General features: G+C 51.2%; 15 protein-coding genes and 1 rRNA gene. 7 read left to right on the top strand and 9 right to left on the bottom strand.

What is annotated here, in order from left to right; genetic code table 11:
- Positions 1-75, top strand: a 5S ribosomal RNA gene (gene rrf / locus SC127_RS22590); the annotation flags it as partial.
- Positions 76-172: 97 nt separating this feature from the next.
- Here rrf and SC127_RS11245 read toward each other — a convergent pair.
- The 3 genes from SC127_RS11245 to SC127_RS11255 are packed head-to-tail and all read right to left on the bottom strand — an operon-like array spanning position 173 to position 3,736.
- Positions 173-1,816: a M28 family peptidase gene (locus tag SC127_RS11245; protein WP_332626479.1), complete on the bottom strand. Its 1,644-nt coding sequence runs from the start codon at positions 1,814-1,816 to the stop codon at positions 173-175.
- On the bottom strand, positions 1,803-2,606 hold the full coding sequence (locus SC127_RS11250; protein WP_243078812.1) for a transporter substrate-binding domain-containing protein: 804 nt from the start codon (positions 2,604-2,606) through the stop codon (positions 1,803-1,805). The genes SC127_RS11245 and SC127_RS11250 overlap by 14 nt, the downstream gene beginning before the upstream one ends.
- Positions 2,603-3,736: a M20 family metallopeptidase gene (locus SC127_RS11255; RefSeq protein ID WP_332626481.1), complete on the bottom strand. Its 1,134-nt coding sequence runs from the start codon at positions 3,734-3,736 to the stop codon at positions 2,603-2,605. Before SC127_RS11255 ends, SC127_RS11250 begins: the two co-directional genes overlap by 4 nt.
- 225 nt (positions 3,737-3,961) lie before the next feature.
- On the opposite strand from SC127_RS11255, the gene SC127_RS11260 reads away from it, so the two are divergent.
- From SC127_RS11260 to aceK, 5 genes are all read left to right on the top strand, one after another.
- Positions 3,962-4,813: a LysR family transcriptional regulator gene (locus SC127_RS11260; protein WP_332626483.1), complete on the top strand. Its 852-nt coding sequence runs from the start codon at positions 3,962-3,964 to the stop codon at positions 4,811-4,813.
- 106 nt (positions 4,814-4,919) lie between these two features.
- Positions 4,920-5,849, top strand: coding sequence for a homoserine O-acetyltransferase MetA (gene metA, locus SC127_RS11265; RefSeq protein ID WP_215847928.1), 930 nt, complete (start codon positions 4,920-4,922; stop codon positions 5,847-5,849).
- 264 nt (positions 5,850-6,113) lie between these two features.
- Complete coding sequence (gene aceB, locus SC127_RS11270) at positions 6,114-7,712, top strand: malate synthase A (RefSeq protein ID WP_332626485.1); 1,599 nt, start codon at positions 6,114-6,116, stop codon at positions 7,710-7,712.
- 17 nt (positions 7,713-7,729) lie between these two features.
- Positions 7,730-9,031: an isocitrate lyase gene (gene aceA / locus SC127_RS11275; protein WP_215847926.1), complete on the top strand. Its 1,302-nt coding sequence runs from the start codon at positions 7,730-7,732 to the stop codon at positions 9,029-9,031.
- Between the two features lie 60 nt (positions 9,032-9,091).
- Positions 9,092-10,855 carry a bifunctional isocitrate dehydrogenase kinase/phosphatase gene (gene aceK / locus SC127_RS11280; protein WP_332626488.1) on the top strand — a complete coding sequence of 588 codons (1,764 nt, stop codon included), beginning with the start codon at positions 9,092-9,094 and terminating at the stop codon, positions 10,853-10,855.
- On the opposite strand, the gene iclR is transcribed toward aceK, so the two are convergent.
- Positions 10,809-11,636, bottom strand: a complete 828-nt coding sequence (gene iclR / locus SC127_RS11285; RefSeq protein ID WP_215847925.1) for a glyoxylate bypass operon transcriptional repressor IclR — start codon at positions 11,634-11,636, stop codon at positions 10,809-10,811. The two genes, aceK and iclR, sit on opposite strands and share 47 nt — an antisense overlap.
- Positions 11,637-11,831: 195 nt before the next feature.
- Here iclR and metH point away from each other — a divergent pair, with 195 nt between their 5' ends.
- On the top strand, positions 11,832-15,515 hold the full coding sequence (metH, locus tag SC127_RS11290; protein WP_332626490.1) for a methionine synthase: 3,684 nt from the start codon (positions 11,832-11,834) through the stop codon (positions 15,513-15,515).
- A 63-nt stretch (positions 15,516-15,578) separates the two neighbouring features.
- Here the strand turns inward: metH and SC127_RS11295 are convergent, their stop codons facing one another.
- From SC127_RS11295 to pgi, 5 genes are all read right to left on the bottom strand, one after another.
- Positions 15,579-17,669 carry a YjbH domain-containing protein gene (locus tag SC127_RS11295; RefSeq protein ID WP_215847924.1) on the bottom strand — a complete coding sequence of 697 codons (2,091 nt, stop codon included), beginning with the start codon at positions 17,667-17,669 and terminating at the stop codon, positions 15,579-15,581.
- Positions 17,669-18,403, bottom strand: a complete 735-nt coding sequence (locus SC127_RS11300) for a capsule biosynthesis GfcC family protein (RefSeq protein ID WP_215847923.1) — start codon at positions 18,401-18,403, stop codon at positions 17,669-17,671. Before SC127_RS11300 ends, SC127_RS11295 begins: the two co-directional genes overlap by 1 nt.
- Positions 18,400-19,047, bottom strand: a complete 648-nt coding sequence (locus SC127_RS11305; RefSeq protein ID WP_243078804.1) for a YjbF family lipoprotein — start codon at positions 19,045-19,047, stop codon at positions 18,400-18,402. The genes SC127_RS11300 and SC127_RS11305 overlap by 4 nt, the downstream gene beginning before the upstream one ends.
- Positions 19,048-19,120: 73 nt before the next feature.
- Complete coding sequence (gene yjbE / locus SC127_RS11310; RefSeq protein WP_215847921.1) at positions 19,121-19,369, bottom strand: exopolysaccharide production protein YjbE; 249 nt, start codon at positions 19,367-19,369, stop codon at positions 19,121-19,123.
- A gap of 581 nt (positions 19,370-19,950) precedes the next feature.
- On the bottom strand, positions 19,951-21,597 hold the full coding sequence (gene pgi / locus SC127_RS11315; protein ID WP_215847920.1) for a glucose-6-phosphate isomerase: 1,647 nt from the start codon (positions 21,595-21,597) through the stop codon (positions 19,951-19,953).
- Between the last annotated feature and the right edge of the window lie 244 nt (positions 21,598-21,841).

Genomic DNA, 21,841 nt, shown 5'->3' on the forward strand with positions numbered 1-21,841 from the left:
GAACTCAGAAGTGAAACGCCGTAGCGCCGATGGTAGTGTGGGGTCTCCCCATGCGAGAGTAGGGAACTGCCAGGCATCAAATAAGTAAAAAAGCCCTTTGCATCCGCAAAGGGCTTTTTTACGTCTAAATTTTATTAAAACCAAGCTAATAAAGCCCGCCAGTAATCCCACATTATCTTTTTAGAATGTCTAAACTCGCTGCAAATAACTCACATGCACGATCACGCTGCCGTATAAATTGAGTTTCAAGCATCAGCCAGAAGCGCTCACTACACTGCTCTGATCTATGGCCACGGAGTATTTGCAAGCCGGGAAAAGCATCTCCGTGATAACTCAAATCAGGGTGATAATCATCACTCGCGCGATATCTCACACGATGCAAGATCCCAATTACTCTTTTTAAATCAGAAGGTTGATGCTCGAGCAATAATGCTTTTTCCAATGCTTGCAGCATTTGATCGATAGGCTTAACAGAAAACATCGGATCGAGTTCGCTCTGCAGCTGAACCAAGGCACCGCGTAATGCACAGACATAACTTGTTGGATCAACAGGAAGTGTGTCAGATAACAGTAATGTCTCTAGCCAGCGTTGATGAATTTGTACATCGCGCCATAAATGCGCCTCATCGACTTTATCAAGCGTATCTTCCTCAGTATGCCACCACCAACCGCCACCGCTTCCCGGAGAAAGAGAAGTGCGTAAGGCTGGCTCTTCTCGCAATGCAAAATGCAATGGAATTCCTAATCCCCAAAAGGACTGATCGCCGCCTTTGCCCATAGGTGTGATGCGTGATGCAGTGGTTCCCGTTACCGATGTTATCGCTTGATTCAACCAGAATGTGGATTCTGCACCGCTGGCATTGACGACAACTTCACTACCTCCCACGCAGCCTGGGGAGTCAACGTTGATATGTGCCACGCAATGCTGCATAAGTTCGGCACGATAGTTATCGGCATACCATGTTGAGCCACCATAACGCGCATTTGAGTGTCCAGGCCAAAACGCGATGCGTAATCCTCGTTTTAACGGTCCGCTGTTATGAGCAAAATGTAGCGCCATCGCCAGACAAAGTGCATTCCCCGTTGCATTATCGGTCACGCCTTCATGCCAGGAATCGTAGTGAGAAGAGAGCAGGACAAACTCTTCGCTTTCCCCAGTCAATTCCACTATCGGTAACGAACACTCCGCGACATGCTCATGTAACCGGGTAAAAATGCATGCTTGTAACGGTGAATGCAACATATGCTGCAAAAGGGTTTTACCCTCCTGATGATTGATACTTATTACGGGCAAAGCTGGATAGCGCAGCACGTCATCGGGTACAGGTGTACCCCAAATCGGGCCCACCGTTTCCTCATGCAAGGCCGGCTCCACCGAACCCCAAATATGAATTAATCCAGCCGCACCCGCCTGCATAAGACGCTGAACATAATCTTCATAACCTTGATCAGCCACTACGAGTTTTCCGCGAACTGCGTTGGCCCAACTTTCATATTCAAATTCAGGCACAAAAACCAGCGAGCGTTGATCATAATACAACTCAGCCTCAATACCTTCGGGGCAATGCGCTGAAAATGAGCGCGTTTTTGCTGGGATTGTTAAAGGCACGCTGCCTTGCACTATTAACGAACCTTCCAAAGGATCACTAAGCCAGAGCCGACAACGCTCGCGCTTAAAAGGAATTTGATGTGTCCTCAGTTGCGCGCAAAGCCAGTCAACGCTGCGTTCAGCATCCGCGCTTCCCGAAAGGCGATGCAAATGCTGAAACGATTGCAACAGCGCTTGCATTGCCTGCTGCAAATCATTTGGCAGCATGGGTACTTTCTGCACGAGTAACTTTCATTTCTAAATCGCCAAAATAGTGTTGTTTCACTTTTTCCCAAGTACCGTCAGCCATGATTTTAGCCAGACCTTCGTTCAGCAACTTCTGCGTTTTTGTATCGTCTTTACGCACGCCATAGGCAGAACCAATGCTGAACAGCAGATCGTCACGTACTTCTGGGCCGGTTAAAGCAAAATCTTTTCCTTCCGGTTTATTCAGGAAGCCGTAAGTCACCGCCACGCCAGGGCTCAGTGCGCCATCCAATCGGCCAGAAGCCAGATCTTGATAAATAACGTCCTGGTCAGGATACATCACGATATCAACACCCTTAGGAGCCCAATATTTATTGGCATACATTTCCTGTATAGAACCCTGCTGCACTGCAATACGTTTGCCGAGCAAAGACGCGACGTCAGGTTGTAAGTTGCTCCCTTTATGCACAACTAACTTTGTAGGGATATGGTAGATAAAATCGCTGAAATCAATGGATTTACGCCGTTTTGCTGTTGCGCCTAACGGGGAGATGAAATCGACTTTTTTGGCCATCAATGAGGGAATCTCAGCGTCGAAACTGCTGACGACATAATCACATTTGACCTGTACTGCTTTGCAAACCGCGTTAGTGATATCGATTTCAAAGCCGGTTGGCGTACCGTTTTGATCACGATACTGAAAAGGTGGGTAACTCAAATCTGCGCCTACACGCAATGTCTCTCCGGCGGCATAACTTGTGCCTGCCATCCCCAAGGCCAATGTAGCCAGTAACGTTAATGCTGATTTCATTTTGAATCTCCAACAGAATGAGCCGCTTGCCAGGCACAAAATTCCTGACGTACAGATTGAAAGTGTTCAGGGTCTTGCAGATCAAACGCAGTCATTGCTAACGCTTTTGCTGCATTAAGCATGGCGTCGATACCTGCATCAGAAGCCGCCGCTATGGCGAATTCTGGGGTATGTGGCACCACGTCGCCGATACGTAAATAAGGGTGAATAGCTGCGGTAAGTTGGCTGACATTACCGATATCAGAGGAGCCAACGCCACCGCGTTCCGGTGGCGCTTCTGTTGTTAGACCCAGTTGCAAAAGGTTGTGCTGGAACAAATCGGCTAGCGCCAGATTATTATTGCGCTCTGCATAAGTTAGCCCTTCTTCAATCTCAACGCGCGCGCCACTCATTGCGGCTGCGGCTTCAACGGCAGCGAACACTTTATGTCGCACCGTTTGCAAGCCAGTTACTGTTGCCGCACGCATCAGGAATTTGGCTTCCGCATAGGCCGGTACAATATTTGTGGCATCACCACCGTGCGTAATAATGCCGTGTACGCGCACATCATCTGTAAAAAACTGCCGTAATCCATTGATACCCACAAATGTCTGGATCACGGCGTCAAGCGCGCTGATACCAAGATGGGGAGCGGAAGCAGCATGGGCTGCTTTGCCGTAAAATTTGAATACCGCATCAACACAAGCTAACGCGCCGCGCGTCACCATGTTTTTCTCTCTGGGATGAAACATCATCACAGCATCGACATCGGTAAAGATCCCTTGCTCGGCCATAATGATTTTTCCGCCGCCTTCCTCTTCTGCAGGCGTGCCAATGACTTCCAGACAACCTGAATTCAGCACGCCACTCTGCACTAACGCTAAAGCCGCTGTTACCGAGGCGGTACCAATCAAGTTATGTCCACAGGCATGCCCTAATTCAGGCAGCGCATCATATTCTGCCAGTAACGCTATACGTGGCCCGGGTTTGCCGCTGTCATAACGGGCAATAAAGGCGGTTTCCAGTTCTGCTAGCGGCTGGGTAAGAATAAATCCAGCGTCACGAAGCGGCTGCTGCAACGCAGCAGAGGAACGATACTCGTTGAAGCTCAACTCAGGATGGCTATGTATATCGCGGGACAGTGCTGTCATAGCGTCTCGTAACTGCTCAACAGCATAAATAATTTTATTCTTCTGCTCTTTCATGGTGCACCTAAGGCTTTTCTCTCACCATAAAGGTGCGAGTAATGCATTGAATTAAAATGTATTACTCAGATATAAACCCGTTGAACATTAATTCCCAATTGAGCTTTTTTATTGCTTGCGGCTTTAAAGCAAAAATTATTTTATGGAAGGGGCATTATCAGGAGCGTGACGGTGAACGAAAAAGATTGGCAGATTATTTATACGGTGTGGCAATACCACAACATTACCCGCGCAGCAGAACAACTGTTTACGTCGCAACCCGCACTGAGTTATCGGCTGAAACAGATTGAACGCAAGCTAGGCGTTTTATTATTCGAAGAGAGTGGACGTCAAATAGTTTTCAGTGCTCAAGGGCGCTATCTGGCACAACATGCTGAGAAAATGCTTAACGAGTCACAGCAATTGCGACAAACCCTACAGAGTTTGAATCTGCCGCGACAGGGTGAATTACGTATTGGCGTAACCAGCAATTATGCCGCCTATTGTCTGCCAGAAATATTGGCGCGCTTTAGCCAGCAGCACAGTGGCATCCGGGTAAATTTGGTTAGCGGATTAAGTGAGGAGATGTACCAAAAGCTGCAACGTGAGGAGATCCATGTTGCGCTGGTTAAAGATGATTACCACTGGCGCGATGGCAAACGACTGGTCGACATTGATGATTATTGGCTGGTTAGTCAGCAGCCACTCGATTTAAAGCTGCTACCGCAGTTACCACAAATTCGTATCAACCATGGCGGGCATATTACGCATCTGATTGAGCGATGGTGGAATGCCAATTTCACGCTAGCACCGCGCATAGCGATGCAAGTCGATAAATTGGAAGTGTGCCTGGCGATGGTTGAGCGTGGGTTAGGATATGCCATTGTTTCAAGCTATCAGCCGCTTTCAGATCGGCTTTGGTGCCAACCTTTGCAAGTGGCTGGTACAGCACTTAAAAGCCGAACCTGGTTACTCTATCGTCATGCCAGCAGCGATGCGTCAGTGATTTTGCCCTTTGTCGAGATGTTCGCCGATCTAAGTTGAAACATTTTCATCATTCGCATGAAGTCTCGACATTACAGAGTCACCAGGCTAAGGTTGGGCATCTGGATGTCTAAACGTTTATACGGTTATAAGAGGTAAGCAGGCTATGCCAATCAGGGTTCCCGACGAATTACCGGCTGCGAATTTTTTGCGCAATGAAAATGTTTTTGTGATGACGTCATCGCGCGCCAGTATTCAGGAGATCCGCCCGCTTAAAGTACTGGTACTGAATCTCATGCCTAAAAAGATTGAGACTGAAAACCAGTTTCTGCGCCTGCTTTCTTACTCGCCCTTGCAGATCGATATTCAGCTGTTACGCATCGATAGCCGCGAATCTCGCAATACGCCTACAGAGCATCTCAATAACTTCTACTGTAATTTCGAAGATATTAAGCATGACAACTATGATGGCTTAATCGTTACAGGTGCGCCGCTGGGGCTGGTTGATTTCAATGATGTTGCTTACTGGCCGCAGATTCAGCGCATATTGCATTGGGCTAAGGAACACGTCACCTCAACGCTGTTTGTCTGTTGGGCAGTTCAGGCCGCGCTAAATATCCTGTACGGTATTCCCAAGCAAACGCGTCAGCACAAATTATCTGGCGTCTTTGAGCATCAAACCCTGCATCCACACGCCTTGCTGACCCGAGGATTTGACGATAATTTCCTGGCTCCGCATTCACGTTATGCCGATTTTCCCACTCAACTCATCACTGATTACACCGATCTTGAGCTGTTTGCTGAATCGGAACAAACCGGCGCGTATCTGATGGCCAGTAAAGATAAACGTCTGGCGTTTGTCACCGGGCACCCGGAATATGATGCGCTGACATTATCGGGTGAATACCATCGTGATTATGAGGCTGGCTTAAACCCTGCTATTCCGCACAATTATTTTCCTCAGGATAATCCTGAGTTGCCGCCGCGTGCGACATGGCGCAGCCACGGTAATCTGTTGTTTTCTAACTGGCTTAACTATTACGTCTACCAGATCACACCATACGATCTGCGCCATATGAATCCAACCTTAGAGTAATTCCCGACTTCATCAAATCAGACCGTGATAGCCACTCGCTGTCACGGTTTTTTTGTGTCTGTATTTCAGTAGTGAAAACCATTCCTTCTATTAAACATGTTTTAATTAATTATTTATCAATAAGATAAATAGTTAATAAGATTAAAATGGAAATAGTTTTTGATTTTAAAATTAAAATGCATATGCTTTGATCCTGTAGCTTAAAAATTACCCTACATTCGGATCCACCCACGTCGATCTCGCTAATAACAGGAGTAAGCCACCATGACAGACTCGGTTATCAGTAATGCTTTAGATTTCACTCAGCCCTTTAATCATGCCGAACAGCAGCTTCTTACCCCAGAAGCGATTGCGTTTTTGCATGCATTGGTCGAACGTTTTACTGCGCAACGTGAGGCTTTATTAGCGATACGTCAGCAGCGGCAGCAACGTTACGACGAGGGAGAACTTCCAGGATTCGATATGGAAACGGATTCCATAATAGAAGGCGAGTGGCGGATCCGAGCTATTCCACAAGATTTGAGGGATCGTCGGGTGGAAATTACCGGGCCGCCCGATCGCAAAATGGTGATTAACGCCCTGAATGCCAACGTTAATGTTTTTATGGCAGATTTTGAGGATTCACTCACGCCTGAATGGCAGAAACTGATCGAAGGACAACAAACCCTACGTGAAGCCGTAAAGGGAACGCTGCGCTTTACTGGCGATAACGGCAAAATCTATCAGCTGTGCGCCAATCCTGCAGTGTTGATGTGTCGGGTGCGCGGCTTACATCTGTCAGAAAAGCACGTTCAGTGGCAAGGAAAGCCAATATCCGGCGGCTTGTTTGATTTCGCGCTCTACTTTTTTCATAACGTCGAAGCGCTACTGGCAAAGGGCAGCGGCCCCTATTTTTATTTGCCAAAAACTGAGAGCGGACAAGAGATCGGCTGGTGGCGTGAGATCTTCACTTTTACCGAGGATCGTTTTGATCTACCGCGCGGCACAATTAAAGCCACCGTTTTAATCGAAACGTTACCGGCGGTGTTTCAGATGGATGAGATCCTCTGGAATCTGCGCGATCACATTGTGGGACTGAACTGCGGTCGCTGGGATTACATCTTCAGCTACATCAAAACGTTGCGTCAGCATCCCGATCGTATTCTTCCCGATCGTCAATCCATTAGCATGGCGCAGCCGTTTCTGGACTGTTATTCCCGCTTGCTGATCAAAACCTGCCATCGTCGTGGCGCGTTCGCGATGGGCGGCATGTCGGCGCTGATTCCGAGTAAAGAGGCTGCGCGTAACGAATGGGTGTTACAGCGGGTAAAAGAAGATAAGCAGCGCGAAGCAAACAATGGGCATGACGGCACATGGATTGCGCATCCGGGACTGGCAGACACGGCAAAAGCGGTATTCGATGACGTGTTGGGCAACAGACTGAACCAGCTTGATGTGATGCGAAATGATGACGCCGCAATCGTTGCCGAGCAATTACTGGCACCTTGTGAAGGCGAGCGTACCGAAGCGGGAATGCGTGCGAATATTCGCGTTGCGCTGCACTATCTCGAAGCTTGGATTGGCGGTAACGGCTGCGTCCCGATTGAAGGATTGATGGAAGATGCCGCCACCGCTGAAATCTCACGTACCTCAATCTGGCAATGGATACGCCATCAGCAAAAGCTCAACGATGGACAACGCGTAACCACCGAGCTGTTCCAGAAATGGCTTACCGAAGAGCTCATTAACCTACAAACCTCGCTGGGCGATGCGCGTTTCAATGCCGGTCGCTATGGTGAAGCTGCGCAGCTAATGGTGCAAATCACCACAGAAGATAAATTGGTTTCGTTTCTCACTCTGCCGGGCTACCGCCTGATCCCATGAATGAAGGAGCCGTTGCTATGATACGTACCCAACAAATTCAACAACTCGAACAGGGTTGGCAAAATAGTCGCTGGAAAGGCATCACTCGCCCTTACAGCGCGGCAGATGTCGTTAACCTGCGCGGTTCCGTTAATCCAGCCTGCACGCTGGCGGAACGTGGCGCGGAGAAATTATGGTCATTGCTTAATGGCGAGGCGAAGAAAGGCTATATCAACAGTCTTGGCGCGTTAACGGGCGGCCAGGCTTTGCAGCAGGCCAAAGCTGGCATTGAAGCCATTTACCTTTCCGGTTGGCAAGTCGCGGCAGACGCCAACGTCGCTGGGCAGATGTACCCGGATCAATCGTTGTATCCAGTGAACTCCGTGCCCGAGGTGATCGAACGTATCAACCGAACCTTTCAGCGCGCCGATCAGATTCAATGGTCCAGCGGCATTGAGCCTGGCGACAGCCGCTACATCGACTATTTCTTGCCGATTGTCGCTGATGCAGAAGCGGGTTTTGGCGGGGTACTGAATGCCTTTGAGTTAATGAAATCGATGATCAGCGCGGGGGCATCGGCGGTGCATTTTGAAGATCAGCTGGCTGCGGTGAAAAAGTGTGGTCACATGGGGGGCAAGGTGTTGGTGCCCACGCAGGAAGCCGTGCAAAAACTGGTTGCGGCGCGTTTAGCTGCAGATGTGATGGGCGTGTCAACGATCTTGCTGGCGCGCACTGACGCTGACGCTGCAGATTTGATCACGTCCGATTGCGATGAATATGACCGTCCGTTTATTCGTGGCGATCGTACCGCCGAAGGATTCTTCCGTACCAACGCTGGTATTGAACAGGCGATCAGTCGTGGCCTGGCTTACGCACCCTATGCCGACGTACTGTGGTGTGAAACATCCACGCCCGATCTGGCGATGGCAGCCCGTTTTGCCGAGGCAATCCACGCTCAGTTTCCTGGCAAGCTGCTGGCCTACAACTGTTCGCCCTCATTCAACTGGAAAAAAAATCTCGACGACAGCACCATCGCCAGCTTTCAGCAGGCGCTAAGCGAGATGGGGTATCGCTTTCAGTTCATCACGCTGGCGGGCATTCACAGTATGTGGTTCAACATGTTCGACCTTGCCCAGGCCTATGCGCAAGGCGAAGGGATGCGACACTACGTGGAAAAAGTGCAGCAGCCAGAATTCGCAGCCCGTGAACGCGGTTACAGCTTCGCTTCGCATCAACAGGAAGTCGGCACCGGCTATTTCGATCAGGTCACCACCCTTATTCAGGGCGGAAAATCGTCGGTGACGGCGCTAACCGGCTCGACGGAAGAACATCAGTTTTAATTCTCTGTCTCTGTTTCCCGCCTGCCACTTCACAGGCGGGCTTTTTATGGGGGACGCGCCATGCCGCCACGCGAATCGTTGATTGCCCATACCATTCTGCAAGGTTTCGACGCCCAGTATGGTCGCTTTCTGGATATCACCGCTGGCGCGCAGCAGCGCTTCGAGCAGGCCGAATGGCATGCGGTGCAGCAGGCGATGAAAGCACGTATTCATCTTTATGATCATCATGTTGGGTTAGTCGCCGATCAGCTGCGCATTCTGAACGGCGCCGCCAGCTGGGATGATGCGTTTTGGTTGCGGGTAAAAAGTCATTACGAAACCTTGCTGCCGGGCTACCCACGCTATGAAATTGCTGAAAGCTTTTTCAACTCGGTTTATTGCCGACTGCATGGACACGAACATTTACAACCCCAGCGTTTGTTTATCGTGAGCTCGCAACCTGGTGCGACAAATATTGCGCCTTCGCGTCCGCTCTCTCGCTGCTATCAACCGCAGCAAGGCTGGCTGGCGCTGATTCATCAGCTGCTGCGCGATCTGCCTTTAACACTTCAGTGGCAGGATAGTGCGCGGGATGAAAAGTGGATTGTGCAGCATCTCAATGAACACTTTACGGCCGTGGAATTAGAACAGGGTTGGCTGGACGTAAGCTGTGAACTTTTTTTCCGTAATAAAACCGCCTGGATTGTGGCGCGGTTGCATTTGCCGCAGGGAATTTATCCTTTTCTGCTCCCGATTCAGCGCAGCGAAAAGGGCGAATTGTGGATCGATACTTGCCTAACGGCGAGGGACGATGCCAGCATTGTGTTTGGTTTCGCGCGCGCTTATTTCATGGTTTATGCGCCGATCCCCGCCGCGCTGGTGGCGTGGCTACAGCCGATTCTACCGGGCAAAACGCTCGCTGAACGCTATATGGCAATCGGCTGCCAGAAACACGGTAAAACTGAAAGCTATCGCGAGTACCTCCAGGCGTTGGCTAACACGCAGCACCCTTGTGAAGTCGCGCCTGGCGTGCGTGGCATGGTGATGATGGTGTTCACGCTGCCAGGATTTGATCGGGTATTCAAAGTGATCAAAGACCGCTTTGCCCCACAAAAAGAGGTCACAGAAGCGCAGGTGCGCGCCTGTTATCAATTGGTTAAAGAACACGATCGCGTAGGACGCATGGCGGATACTCAGGAATTTGAGCAGTTCGCGCTGCCGTTGAAGCAAATTTCTCCTGCGCTAATGGCGGAACTTAACGCGACGATTGCTGAAAAAATGCATATTGAAGGCGATCGCCTCATCATCCGCCATCTTTGGCTGGAGCGGCGTATGCAGCCGCTCAACCTTTATCTTACTCAGGCGAATGCCGCACAGCGAAAGCATGCCATCACGGAATACGGTAATGCCATCAAACAGTTGGCGGCGGCCAATATCTTTCCTGGTGATATGTTGTTTAAAAATTTTGGTATGACGCGCCATGGTCGCGTGGTGTTTTATGACTACGATGAAATCCGCCCAATGAGTGAACTCCATTTTCGTGACGTGCCGGCAGCGCGTTATGAAGAGGATGAGTTAAGCGCTGAGCCTTGGTACAGCGTGGGAGTGGATGATGTTTTTCCTGAAACCTTTCGCTACGCATTGTGCAGTGAAGCGGCAACAGGCGCGCTGTTACAGCAGCTGCACCCTGAGCTTTTCGACGCGAGCTGGTGGCGTGCCCAGCAGCAGCGCATCACGCAAGGTCACGTCGAGGAGGTCATCGCCTGGCAGCAGGCGCAGCGCTTCAGCGAGCGTTACGCTAACGTCCGCTGTACGCCAGCGTTACCTGACGTGCTTCACGAATGACCAGCGCGCCTAACTCGGTGATGCGATCGTCAGTCATGCGTGCAATCGGCCCTGAAATAGAGATCGCGGCGAAGGCTTCACCGTGTTCGTCATAAATCGGTGCTGCCACACAGCGCAGGCCCAGCGCATGTTCTTCATCATCAAATGAGAATCCCGCTTTACGCACCTGCGCCAGGTTTGCTTTGAGGCTTTGCGGCGACATCAGCGTCTTGGGTGTGTAGTGATGTAATCCTTTTTGATGCAGCAGCGCGGTGACCTGTTCGTCGGTCAGATGCGCCAGAAATACTTTGCCCGCGCCAGAGGCGTGCATCGGTAATTTTCCCCCAATGGGCGCAGACATACGCATCAACTGCGTACACTGCACTTGATCGATAATCACCGCTTGATGATCGCTGAGATCCAGCACCGCCAGATTAACGGTTTCACCCGACGTCTCCATTAACGAGCGCAACACCGGATGCACCAAGGCCAGCAGATTGCGGCTCTGCAAAAAGCTGCTGCCGACCACAAAAGCGTGGGCGCCAATAGTCCAAAAGCCGAGATCGCCGACCTGACGCACAAAGCCTTGCTGCTGCATGGTAGTCAGTAAACGATGCGTGGTGGAATTAGGTAAACCCGCTTGCTGAGCGAGTTCGGTGAGCGCGACGCTGCCGTGAGAATCCGCGATCAGTTCCAGTAACGTCAGGCCACGGGTTAAGGATTGAACCTGCCCGACTGCAGGTGTAGCAGCGATCGTGCCGCGAGGTTTCTTACCGCGTTTGGCGGCCACAGGTGTAACCATTGCTGTTTCTCCTTCTGCAATATGGAAATCATTTTCGTTTTAATTGGCTGATTTGCAATCAACGCTTTTCTGGTCGGATCTGTTAGTCGTTTTGCCTGAAAATGTCTCATCCAAGGTTGCTTTGACCCTTCACGAAGTTATGACAGTATGTCGGGCGGGTATTTCTGCCAGCAGATTGACGTTAATGAGGCAACAGTGAGCAACAAAATCGAAGCGCTGCATCAGCAGCTCGCGCAACGCATTATGGTGTTGGACGGCGGCATGGGCACCATGATCCAGAGCTACAAGCTGGATGAGCAGGATTTTCGCGGCAGCCGTTTCGCTGACTGGCCCTGCGATCTCAAAGGTAACAACGATCTGCTGGTATTGAGCAAGCCGGAAGTGATCCGCGAGATCCACAACGCCTACCTTGCCGCGGGTGCCGATATTCTCGAAACCAATACCTTTAACTCTACCACCATCGCGATGGCGGATTACCAGATGGAATCGCTGTCGGCAGAGATCAACTTCGAAGCCGCCAGGCTTGCGCGCGCCAGCGCAGATGAATGGACGGCGAAAACGCCGGATCGTCCACGCTATGTCGCGGGCGTATTAGGCCCAACTAACCGCACGTGCTCGATCTCGCCGGATGTTAACGATCCCGCTTATCGTAACGTGACCTTCAATCAGTTGGTGGATGCTTATCGTGAATCCACACGGGCGCTGGTGGAAGGGGGTTCTGACATCATCATGATTGAAACGGTGTTTGATACCCTGAACGCCAAAGCGGCGGTTTACGCGGTTAAAACTGAGATGGAAGCGCTGGGCGTGGATCTGCCGCTGATGATCTCGGGCACTATCACCGACGCTTCTGGGCGAACGCTTTCTGGGCAAACCACTGAAGCCTTTTATAACTCGCTGCGTCACGCTGAACCGCTGTCGTTTGGCCTTAACTGTGCGCTGGGTCCCGATGAGCTGCGTCAGTATGTGGCGGAGCTGTCGCGCATTGCGGAAGGTTACGTTACCGCCCATCCAAACGCGGGTTTACCCAACGCCTTTGGTGAATATGACCTCGACGCCGACATTATGGCGCAGCAGATTGGTGAATGGGCGACGTCAGGCTTTCTCAATATTATCGGCGGCTGCTGTGGGACTACGCCGGAGCACATTGCCGCAATGGTGCGTGCGGTTGAAGGTGTTGCGCCACGTAAGCTGCCAGAAATCCCCGTCGCTTGCCGGCTTTCGGGTCTTGAACCGCTAAATATTACCGCTGAGTCGCTGTTCGTGAACGTGGGTGAACGTACCAACGTCACCGGTTCAGCCAAGTTCAAACGCCTGATTAAAGAAGATAAGTACAACGAAGCGCTGGAAGTGGCGTTGCAGCAGGTTGAAAGCGGCGCGCAAATCATCGACATCAACATGGATGAAGGCATGCTTGACGCCGAAGCGGCGATGGTGCGTTTCCTGAATCTGATCGCCGGTGAACCTGACATTTCACGCGTGCCGATCATGATCGACTCCTCGAAATGGGAAGTGATCGAAAAAGGCCTGCAATGTATTCAGGGCAAAGGCATCGTGAACTCCATCTCAATGAAAGAGGGCGAAGAGGCCTTTATTCATCATGCGCGTCAGGTACGTCGTTACGGCGCCGCGATGGTAGTAATGGCGTTTGACGAAGTCGGTCAGGCAGATACGCGCGCGCGAAAAATTGAAATCTGTCGCCGCGCCTACAAAATCCTGACTGAGCAAGTGGGCTTCCCGCCGGAAGACATCATTTTTGACCCCAATATCTTTGCGGTGGCGACCGGCATTGAAGAACACAACAACTACGCAATGGATTTCATCGGCGCCTGTGAAGACATCAAACGCGAATTACCACATGCGATGATTTCTGGCGGCGTGTCCAACGTCTCGTTCTCATTCCGCGGCAACGACCCGGTGCGTGAGGCGATTCACGCCGTGTTCCTCTATTACGCCATCCAAAAAGGCATGGATATGGGGATCGTCAACGCCGGTCAGCTGGCGATTTATGACGATTTGGCTGACGAACTGCGAAACGCGGTCGAAGACGTTATTCTCAACCGCCGCGATGATGGCACCGAACGGCTGTTGGATTTAGCCGAGAAATATCGCGGCGGCAAAAGCGATGGCTCACAAGAAAAACAGCTGGCTGAATGGCGCAGTTGGGACGTGGTAAAGCGCCTGGAATATTCGCTGGTTAAAGGCATTACCGAATTTATTGAACAGGATACTGAAGAGGCGCGTCAGCAGGCTCCGCGTCCAATTGAAGTGATCGAAGGTCCGCTGATGTCAGGTATGAACGTGGTGGGCGATCTGTTTGGCGAGGGCAAAATGTTCCTGCCGCAGGTAGTAAAATCAGCGCGGGTGATGAAGCAAGCGGTGGCTTACCTGCAACCCTTTATTGAGGCGAGCAAAGAAGCGGGGCGCAGCAACGGCAAAATCGTGCTGGCGACGGTAAAAGGCGATGTGCACGACATCGGTAAAAATATCGTTGGCGTGGTGTTGCAGTGTAATAACTACGAAATCATCGATCTTGGCGTGATGGTACCGGGCGAAAAAATTCTGAAAACCGCCCGCGAAGTGAACGCTGACATCATTGGCTTATCGGGCTTGATCACGCCGTCGCTGGATGAAATGGTCAATATGGCCAAAGAGATGGAGCGTCAAGGCTTCACGCTGCCGCTGCTGATTGGCGGCGCGACCACATCAAAAGCGCATACCGCGGTGAAAATTGAGCAGAACTACAGCGGCCCGACAGTGTATGTGCAAAATGCCTCGCGCACGGTTGGCGTGGTTTCCTCACTGTTATCCGCTACGCTGAAAGATGACTTCGTGGCGCGCACCCGCAAAGAGTACGAAACTGTGCGTATTCAGCACGCCCGCAAGAAACCGCGTACGCCGCCGGTTTCATTGCAGGTTGCGCGTGATAACGCCACCAGCCTTGACTGGGAAAGTTACACGCCGCCGGTGGCGCATCGTCTTGGTGTTAGCGCGGTAGAGGCGAGCATTGATACGTTGCGTAACTACATCGACTGGACGCCGTTTTTTATGACCTGGTCGCTGGCGGGCAAATATCCGCGCATCCTTGAAGATGAGGTGGTAGGTGAAGAGGCGAAACGCCTGTTTGCCGACGCCAACGATATGCTGGATAAGCTGAGTGAAAAAGGCGCACTGACGCCACGCGGTGTCGTCGGTATTTTCCCGGCCAATAGCGTTGGTGATGACATTCATATCTACAAAGATGAGCAGCGTGACGACGTAATAAGTGTGAGTCATCACTTACGTCAGCAGACAGAGAAAACCGACTTCGCCAACTACTGCCTGGCCGATTTCGTCGCCCCTAAAAGCAGCGGAAAAGCGGACTACTTTGGCGCGTTTGCCGTTACAGGCGGACTCGAAGAAGATGAGCTGGCAGAGGCTTACGATCGTCAGCATGACGACTACAACAAAATCATGGTTAAGGCGCTCGCCGATCGTCTGGCAGAAGCATTTGCCGAGTATCTGCATGAGCGGGTGCGTAAAGTGATTTGGGGCTTTTCGCCGAATGAAAACCTCAGCAATGAAGAGTTGATTCGCGAAAATTATCAGGGAATTCGCCCTGCGCCAGGTTATCCGGCCTGTCCGGAGCACACCGAGAAAGCCGCGATTTGGCAACTGCTGGACGTTGAAACCATGACCGGTATGAAGCTGACGGAATCTTTTGCCATGTGGCCTGGCGCATCAGTTTCAGGTTGGTACTTCAGCCATCCTGACAGCCGCTACTTTGCAGTGGCGCAGATTCAGCGCGATCAGGTTGAGGATTATGCGGCACGTAAAGGGATGTCGGTAACGGAAGTCGAACGCTGGCTGGCACCGAACCTGGGTTACGATGCGGATTAGCAGCAGAACAGCGTAAACAACAAGGGCGACCCGGTGGTCGCCCTTGTTTTATTCTCTCAGGTATCAGTTGAATCGTGCGTCACGATCGGAGGTCAAATCATACAGCTGGTATTTACGTCCCAGCATCTGACCGCCATCACGCGTCAGCGGCACCCAGTTAACCTGCGCACGGCCACGCGTTGGCGTCACAGTGAAGAGATCCATCGGAATAGAGATATAGAAGCCTTTGGTGAAGTCACCTTCGCCATACTCTTCTGACGAGACGTTGGTTTTGGTGGCGTAGACACCAACCATCACGCCGCTGTCGAAGCGTTTGGAGAGATCTACCGTGACGCCTTTGTCTTTCGCCAGATACTGCCCGACGCTGGCTTTCACCAACACATCCTGCATAAACCACGGACGCCAGTAAGCGGTGACATTACCCGTTGGCGCCTTGTAGTTGGTGAACTGCATCATGTTGTCCCAGTCACGCTGGCGGACATAGTTTGCATCCACGCCCACTGCCCAGTTGCTGTCGACCGGGCGATAAAGCAGTTCGCCACCGACGCCACCGTACATCGTTTCAAGGTAGCCACCGTATATCTGACCGTAGAAGCCATTACCGAGATGTCCCATGTAATTGGCTTGCAGGTCATTGACGTACACATTGTTCTCGACGTAATCACGAATGTGAGTACGTACGCGGGGCAAGGTTGAATCGGCAGGCGCGCCGTTGTAGTTAAACTTGTCGTAGTTATTAGCAAGGTTGCCAAACAGGCTGCCGCCAACCAACAGGTGATCGGTAAGCCAGAAATCAACGTTACCCATTACGCCAACCTGATACATATAAAAACTTTCTGGGCCGCCCACCGATTGGTTTAGCACCGGCGACAAACTGTAATTCAGGCGATCCTTACGGATAAACATCCCTTGTTCAGTTTGTCCGGCATCAACCGGATTTTTACGCGTTTGCTGCAAAGGTTGTTCATGGCCCAACGGATAACCAGCCAGTTCATTGTGCAGGCTGGAAACCTTGGTTTCGGTGGTGACCTGCGGCATGTTAAAGCGCGATTCTGTGACGTTAATGGTGTCGATGCCAGCCGGCAGGTTATTCATCATTATACGGTTTGCGCGATCAACACCTTCACGCGTATCACGATATTTAGTCTGCTCGCCAGAGACAAACAGCGTATGGCCTTTAGTCTGGATACGCGGGCCATTCAGCCCGGCGTTGTACTTCAGGTCAGTTAACTGGTTGGCAACCACTGTCGGTTCTAACAGCGTCGGCTGCGGATGCGGATCGTAGGCAGGTTTAGCGCTGTCGAGATGTTCCTGACGCAGGTCATTGAAGTTAGTGCGAATGGTCACACCAAACATAAACGTATTGCCGCGTTCGTAGCTGGCGTTGATATCAGCCCAATCGGTAACTCGATAAATAGCGCCGACGTTCAGCTTGCTGCGCTGCTCTAAACGACCGGCAAAATCATCTTGATAATCGTTGCCTTCATATTCCATCTTCAGGCGCAGCGGCTGCCACGGCGTTTGATACTCCACACCGCCAAACAGGGCGCTTGGGCCATGGAACATTTGTGAGCCGTTGATCGAACCCGCCTGGCCTACGCCCGGGCGCTGGCAATAGCTGTCGCTATAAGAGCAGAAGGGGTTTTTGACCGTACCGCTGTTACCAAGGTAGCCCCAGCCAAGGCCGAGCGTGAAATCAAACGGACCCCAGGCTTTGCTGGCGACCAGATATTCGCTGTCGAACAAACCGGTGCCGCCGAGATCGCGTGTACCCAATGAGACTTCCGGCAAATAGTAACCTTCCTGCCACAAGCGTAACTTCAGGTCGAACGCTTTATCTTTGTAACTTTGATTGCCGCTGAATGATGAAACGGCGCTGTACTCACGGGTGCGCACATCGGTATAGCGCACGGTGGTTTCCAGCCAGGGAAATAGCTGCAATGACGCAGAGTAATAGCGATATTGATCGTTATCGCGGAAGTTCAGGCTAAATTCACCCTCTTTTGCCATGCGCGCCGTAGGCACTTGCAGCAGGCCAACACCACCAAAGTCCGATTGAGAAGGGCCAACCGGTTCCTGCCAGGTGTCAGCTTGTACCTGACACGCGGTCGCCACAGAAACAGCCAACAGGCTGAAGAGATAACGTTTTTTCATCAGTCTGGTATCCGGTGAGTCAGAACGGTAAGCATGCGACTGTTCAGGTCGTCATAAGCGCCAGGCAAGCTCCATGAAGAGAAACCGAGCCAAATAATGCTGCCGGGTTCAACTTCAGCATGACGGTGGTTCCAGTAAGCGACAGGCACTTGCTGGGTCGTACCGGAAGGGGAGATCACCGTGGCAAAATTATGCTCAGCACCGGAGAGAAGCTCATGATTTGCCAGATACTGACGGACCGATTGGCCTGGCTGCCAGGTGACTTTCCCGGCACCGGAGAGTGCGCCCAGCACGAGTACGGTATTTGACGGCGCAGCCAGATAAAGATCGTATTGCCCTTCGAGGCGGCGATTATCAGCGGGGTGCAGACGAATCCAGTCGGGATCCAGCGGGGTAAACTGGCGTCCGGTAACGTTGATTTCACCTAACTGACGAAGTACTTCATCGATAGCAACAGCACGATCGCCGCTGCTGTCGGCACGCCATGCCCGCAACTGGGCCAGGGTTTGTTGGTATTGTTGCTGTGCCACGGCGGTGGCACCGCGTTCAGCGATAACCGCGCCCTGGCTAAAGGGCAGCAGTGCAGGTTGTGTCATCAGCTGTGCCAGGTTTTGTACGGCATCAATTTGCACGCTGTTCTGATTGTGCGGCGCATGGACTGTTATCTGGCCTTCAGCCAAAACTGTTGCGCTGAACAGGCTGAGACCGGTCAGCATTAGCGTTATTTTTTTCATGATTTTGCCGGCTTCAGGATGGTGATTTCAACAGGGAAGGCATCCGCCGCCAGCATCTGATGGGCTTGCACCACTTCGCCGCTGCGGTTATCGATCCAGAACGTGTTTTCCCATTCGCGACCCAAGCTGTCGATACGCGCCTGCTCATGCCAAACCCGACAGGCGATGCGATTACCCGCAATCTCTATCACTTCATCGTCGCCGCGCTGGAAAGTGGAACTGACCGTGCCAGCGCGCACTTTACCTTGTTCGGTCCACTGCACAATGCGTGTCCAGCTTGCACCCTCTTGAATGTGCAGGCTGTCTGCGAGTGGATCCTGCTGCAGATTGCTAACCTGTTGTAAATCGTCTGGCAGGCCCAGCGTTTTAATCAAACGACCCTTTGCGGTCACCAGCATGGCTTTGTCTTGCGTTACCCATTTTTGTTGATTGTTTTCGTTGTAACCCAGCACAACAAAAATACGCGGGCCTTCATTGATTCGGGCGTAAATGCTGGCGTAAGGCAGAGCGTCTACCTGTTGGTCAGTAACGGTTACATCATCGGGGCCGCTGATGGCTAGCATCACGGTTTGTTCCAGCCCTTTTTGCGTTTGTGTACAAGCCTGCAGCAACAGGCAAGCGAGCAGCAGAGGAAGTTGGCGCACTGTGTGTCCCTGATAAGTCATGCCAAAGTAAAAATAACCACACGAAAGTGTGGTTATGTTTAAAGGTGCTACATCAACGAGTGGTGCTCGTTGTGGTCGTGGTTGTTGTACCGGTATTTGCCCCGTCACCACCGCCAGAAGCGGCAACGCCGAGTCCCACTAACGCGCCGAGTGCGCCGATACCGACAGCGGTAGACGCACCGGCAGAGATTGCTCCCGCCTGCGCGCCTGCTGCGGCACCTGCTTCTTCTGGCGCTGCAAAAGCACTGGAAGAGACAGCAACGTAAAGTAGGGCTGCACCGGCAACCATGTATTTTTTCATAACAACATTTCCTGCATTGAGTGAATGAAGGATCTTTCCCCTTCGTCATTAACGCTGCAGGCAGGCGATATTTGCGCACCAACAACGTAAAGACTACGGGGTTGCCCATTGCGGGCGCGTTCAGTATAGGGCAACAAATTACCAGAGTTCAGCGTATGTAAAAGCCAGCGAAAAAGAGGGTGCAAGGCGGTCATAATTAAGACAATTTGGCGTTAATCACTTTTTAAATCGGAGGTTTACGCCATCTAGCCAGATATTTGGCTGGCGCTATGAATATTTCAAAGTGTTTTGTACTATTTTATTAAATATTGGTACGGAATAGGAATAATCAGATTTTCCTGATCACAGGCAAATAATAATTACGTTAATAATCAATGGCTAATTATTTTTCGGCTGCGTTTTAGGGCCAGTTTTAATAGGGTAAAACCCAGTAAAAAAACAGTAAGTTCAGAATTTACTGAGGTTATTTTAAGAATTATCTAACGGTAGAGCAGGGGGAAAGGGGTTAATTAGCGCTCAATTTCAGCTTTTATGGCAAAAAAAGGGCGGCAATAATGCCGCCCAGTGAAATCAGCAATAAATTAACGCCAGGATTTATAGCGGTTAATTAAGGCATTGGTGGAACTGTCATGGCTCTCAATTTTGTCGTCATTTTCGAGTTCAGGCAGAATACGGTTTGCCAGTTGCTTACCTAATTCCACGCCCCACTGATCGAACGTGAAGATATTCAGAATGGCACCTTGAGTGAAAATTTTGTGCTCATACAGTGCAATCAGTGCGCCCAGGCTGAACGGCGTAATTTCACGCAGCAGAATCGAGTTGGTTGGGCGGTTACCTTCAAACACTTTGAATGGCACGATGTGCGCAACGGATTCCGCTGTTTTACCGGCGTCAGTAAACTCTTTTTCAACCACTTCACGCGACTTACCAAATGCCAGCGCTTCGGTTTGAGCAAAGAAGTTCGACAGCAGTTTTGGATGATGATCGGTTAAGGCATTGTGCGTAATCGCAGGGGCGATGAAGTCACACGGAACCAATTTGGTGCCTTGGTGAATCAGCTGATAGAACGCGTGCTGACCATTGGTGCCAGGCTCGCCCCAAATGATTGGGCCGGTTTGGTAATCCACCGGATTGCCTTCGCGATCGACATATTTACCGTTGGATTCCATATTGCCTTGCTGGAAATAGGCCGCAAAACGGTGCATATATTGGTCATACGGTAGAATAGCTTCGGTTTCAGCACCAAAAAAGTTGTTGTACCAAATACCAATCAGCGCCAGCAGCACCGGCAAGTTTTGTTCAGCCGGCGTGTTGGAATAATGCTTGTCCATTGCATGCGCGCCGCTTAGCAGCTGCTCGAAGTTATCGAAACCGATGGAAAGAATGATCGACAAGCCAATCGCTGACCAGAGTGAATAGCGTCCGCCAACCCAGTCCCAAAATTCGAACATGTTATTGGTATCGATACCGAACTCACCCACCGCTTTCGCGTTGGTCGACAGCGCGGCAAAGTGCTTCGCCACATGCTGCTGATCGCCCGCCGTCTTCAGGAACCAGTCACGCGCGCTGTGGGCGTTTGTCATGGTTTCTTGCGTGGTGAAGGTTTTAGAAGCCACCAGGAACAGCGTGGTTTCCGGGCTGAGATCTTTCAACGTTTCGGCGATATGGGTGCCATCAACGTTGGAGACAAAATGCATGTTCAGATGATTTTTATAGGGGCGCAGCGCTTCGGTCACCATGAAAGGGCCGAGGTCCGAGCCGCCAATACCGATATTGACGACATCGGTGATCGGTTTGCCGGTATAGCCTTTCCATTCGCCGCTGATGATGCGCTCAGAGAAGCCTTTCATCTTATCCAGCACTGCGTTCACTTCCGGCATCACATCTTTGCCATCAACCACGATTGGCGTGTTGCTGCGGTTGCGCAGCGCAACGTGCAGAACCGCGCGATCTTCGGTGCGGTTAATCTTCTCGCCAGAGAACATGGATTTGATGGCACCGCTCAGATCGGTCTCTTTCGCCAGCGCCTGTAATTTATCGAGGGTTTCCTGAGTGATGCGGTTTTTCGAGAAATCCACCAGCATCTGATCATCAAAGGTGGCAGAGAATTTGGCAAAACGATCGGCATCCTGGGCAAACAAGTCGGCGATTTCTACCGTTTTCATCTGTTCAAAATGCTGTTGCAGCGCTTTCCAGGCTGCGGTTTGTGTCGGATTGATATTTTTCATGGCAACACTCTTGTTGATATTAAGAACCGTCATTCCATCGGGGTCACAGCGTACCCGGTTAGCGTTTCAGTATGACCACAGATGCAACTGAAAGGAAAAAATTTGTCACCGCAGTGATTGTGTTGGTATCGAACCATTCGCGGGCAGGTGCGGCCTGGCGCGGCATTTCGCCAGATTTTTCTGGCCTCAATTTTCGGGTTAGTTCGATGCAAAAACAGGGCGTAGTGTGGCAAAAATCTGCTTT

Origin of the sequence: Pantoea sp. T14 (assembly GCF_036663535.1) — a bacterium.
GTDB classification, from domain to species: Bacteria; Pseudomonadota; Gammaproteobacteria; order Enterobacterales; family Enterobacteriaceae; genus Pantoea; species Pantoea phytostimulans.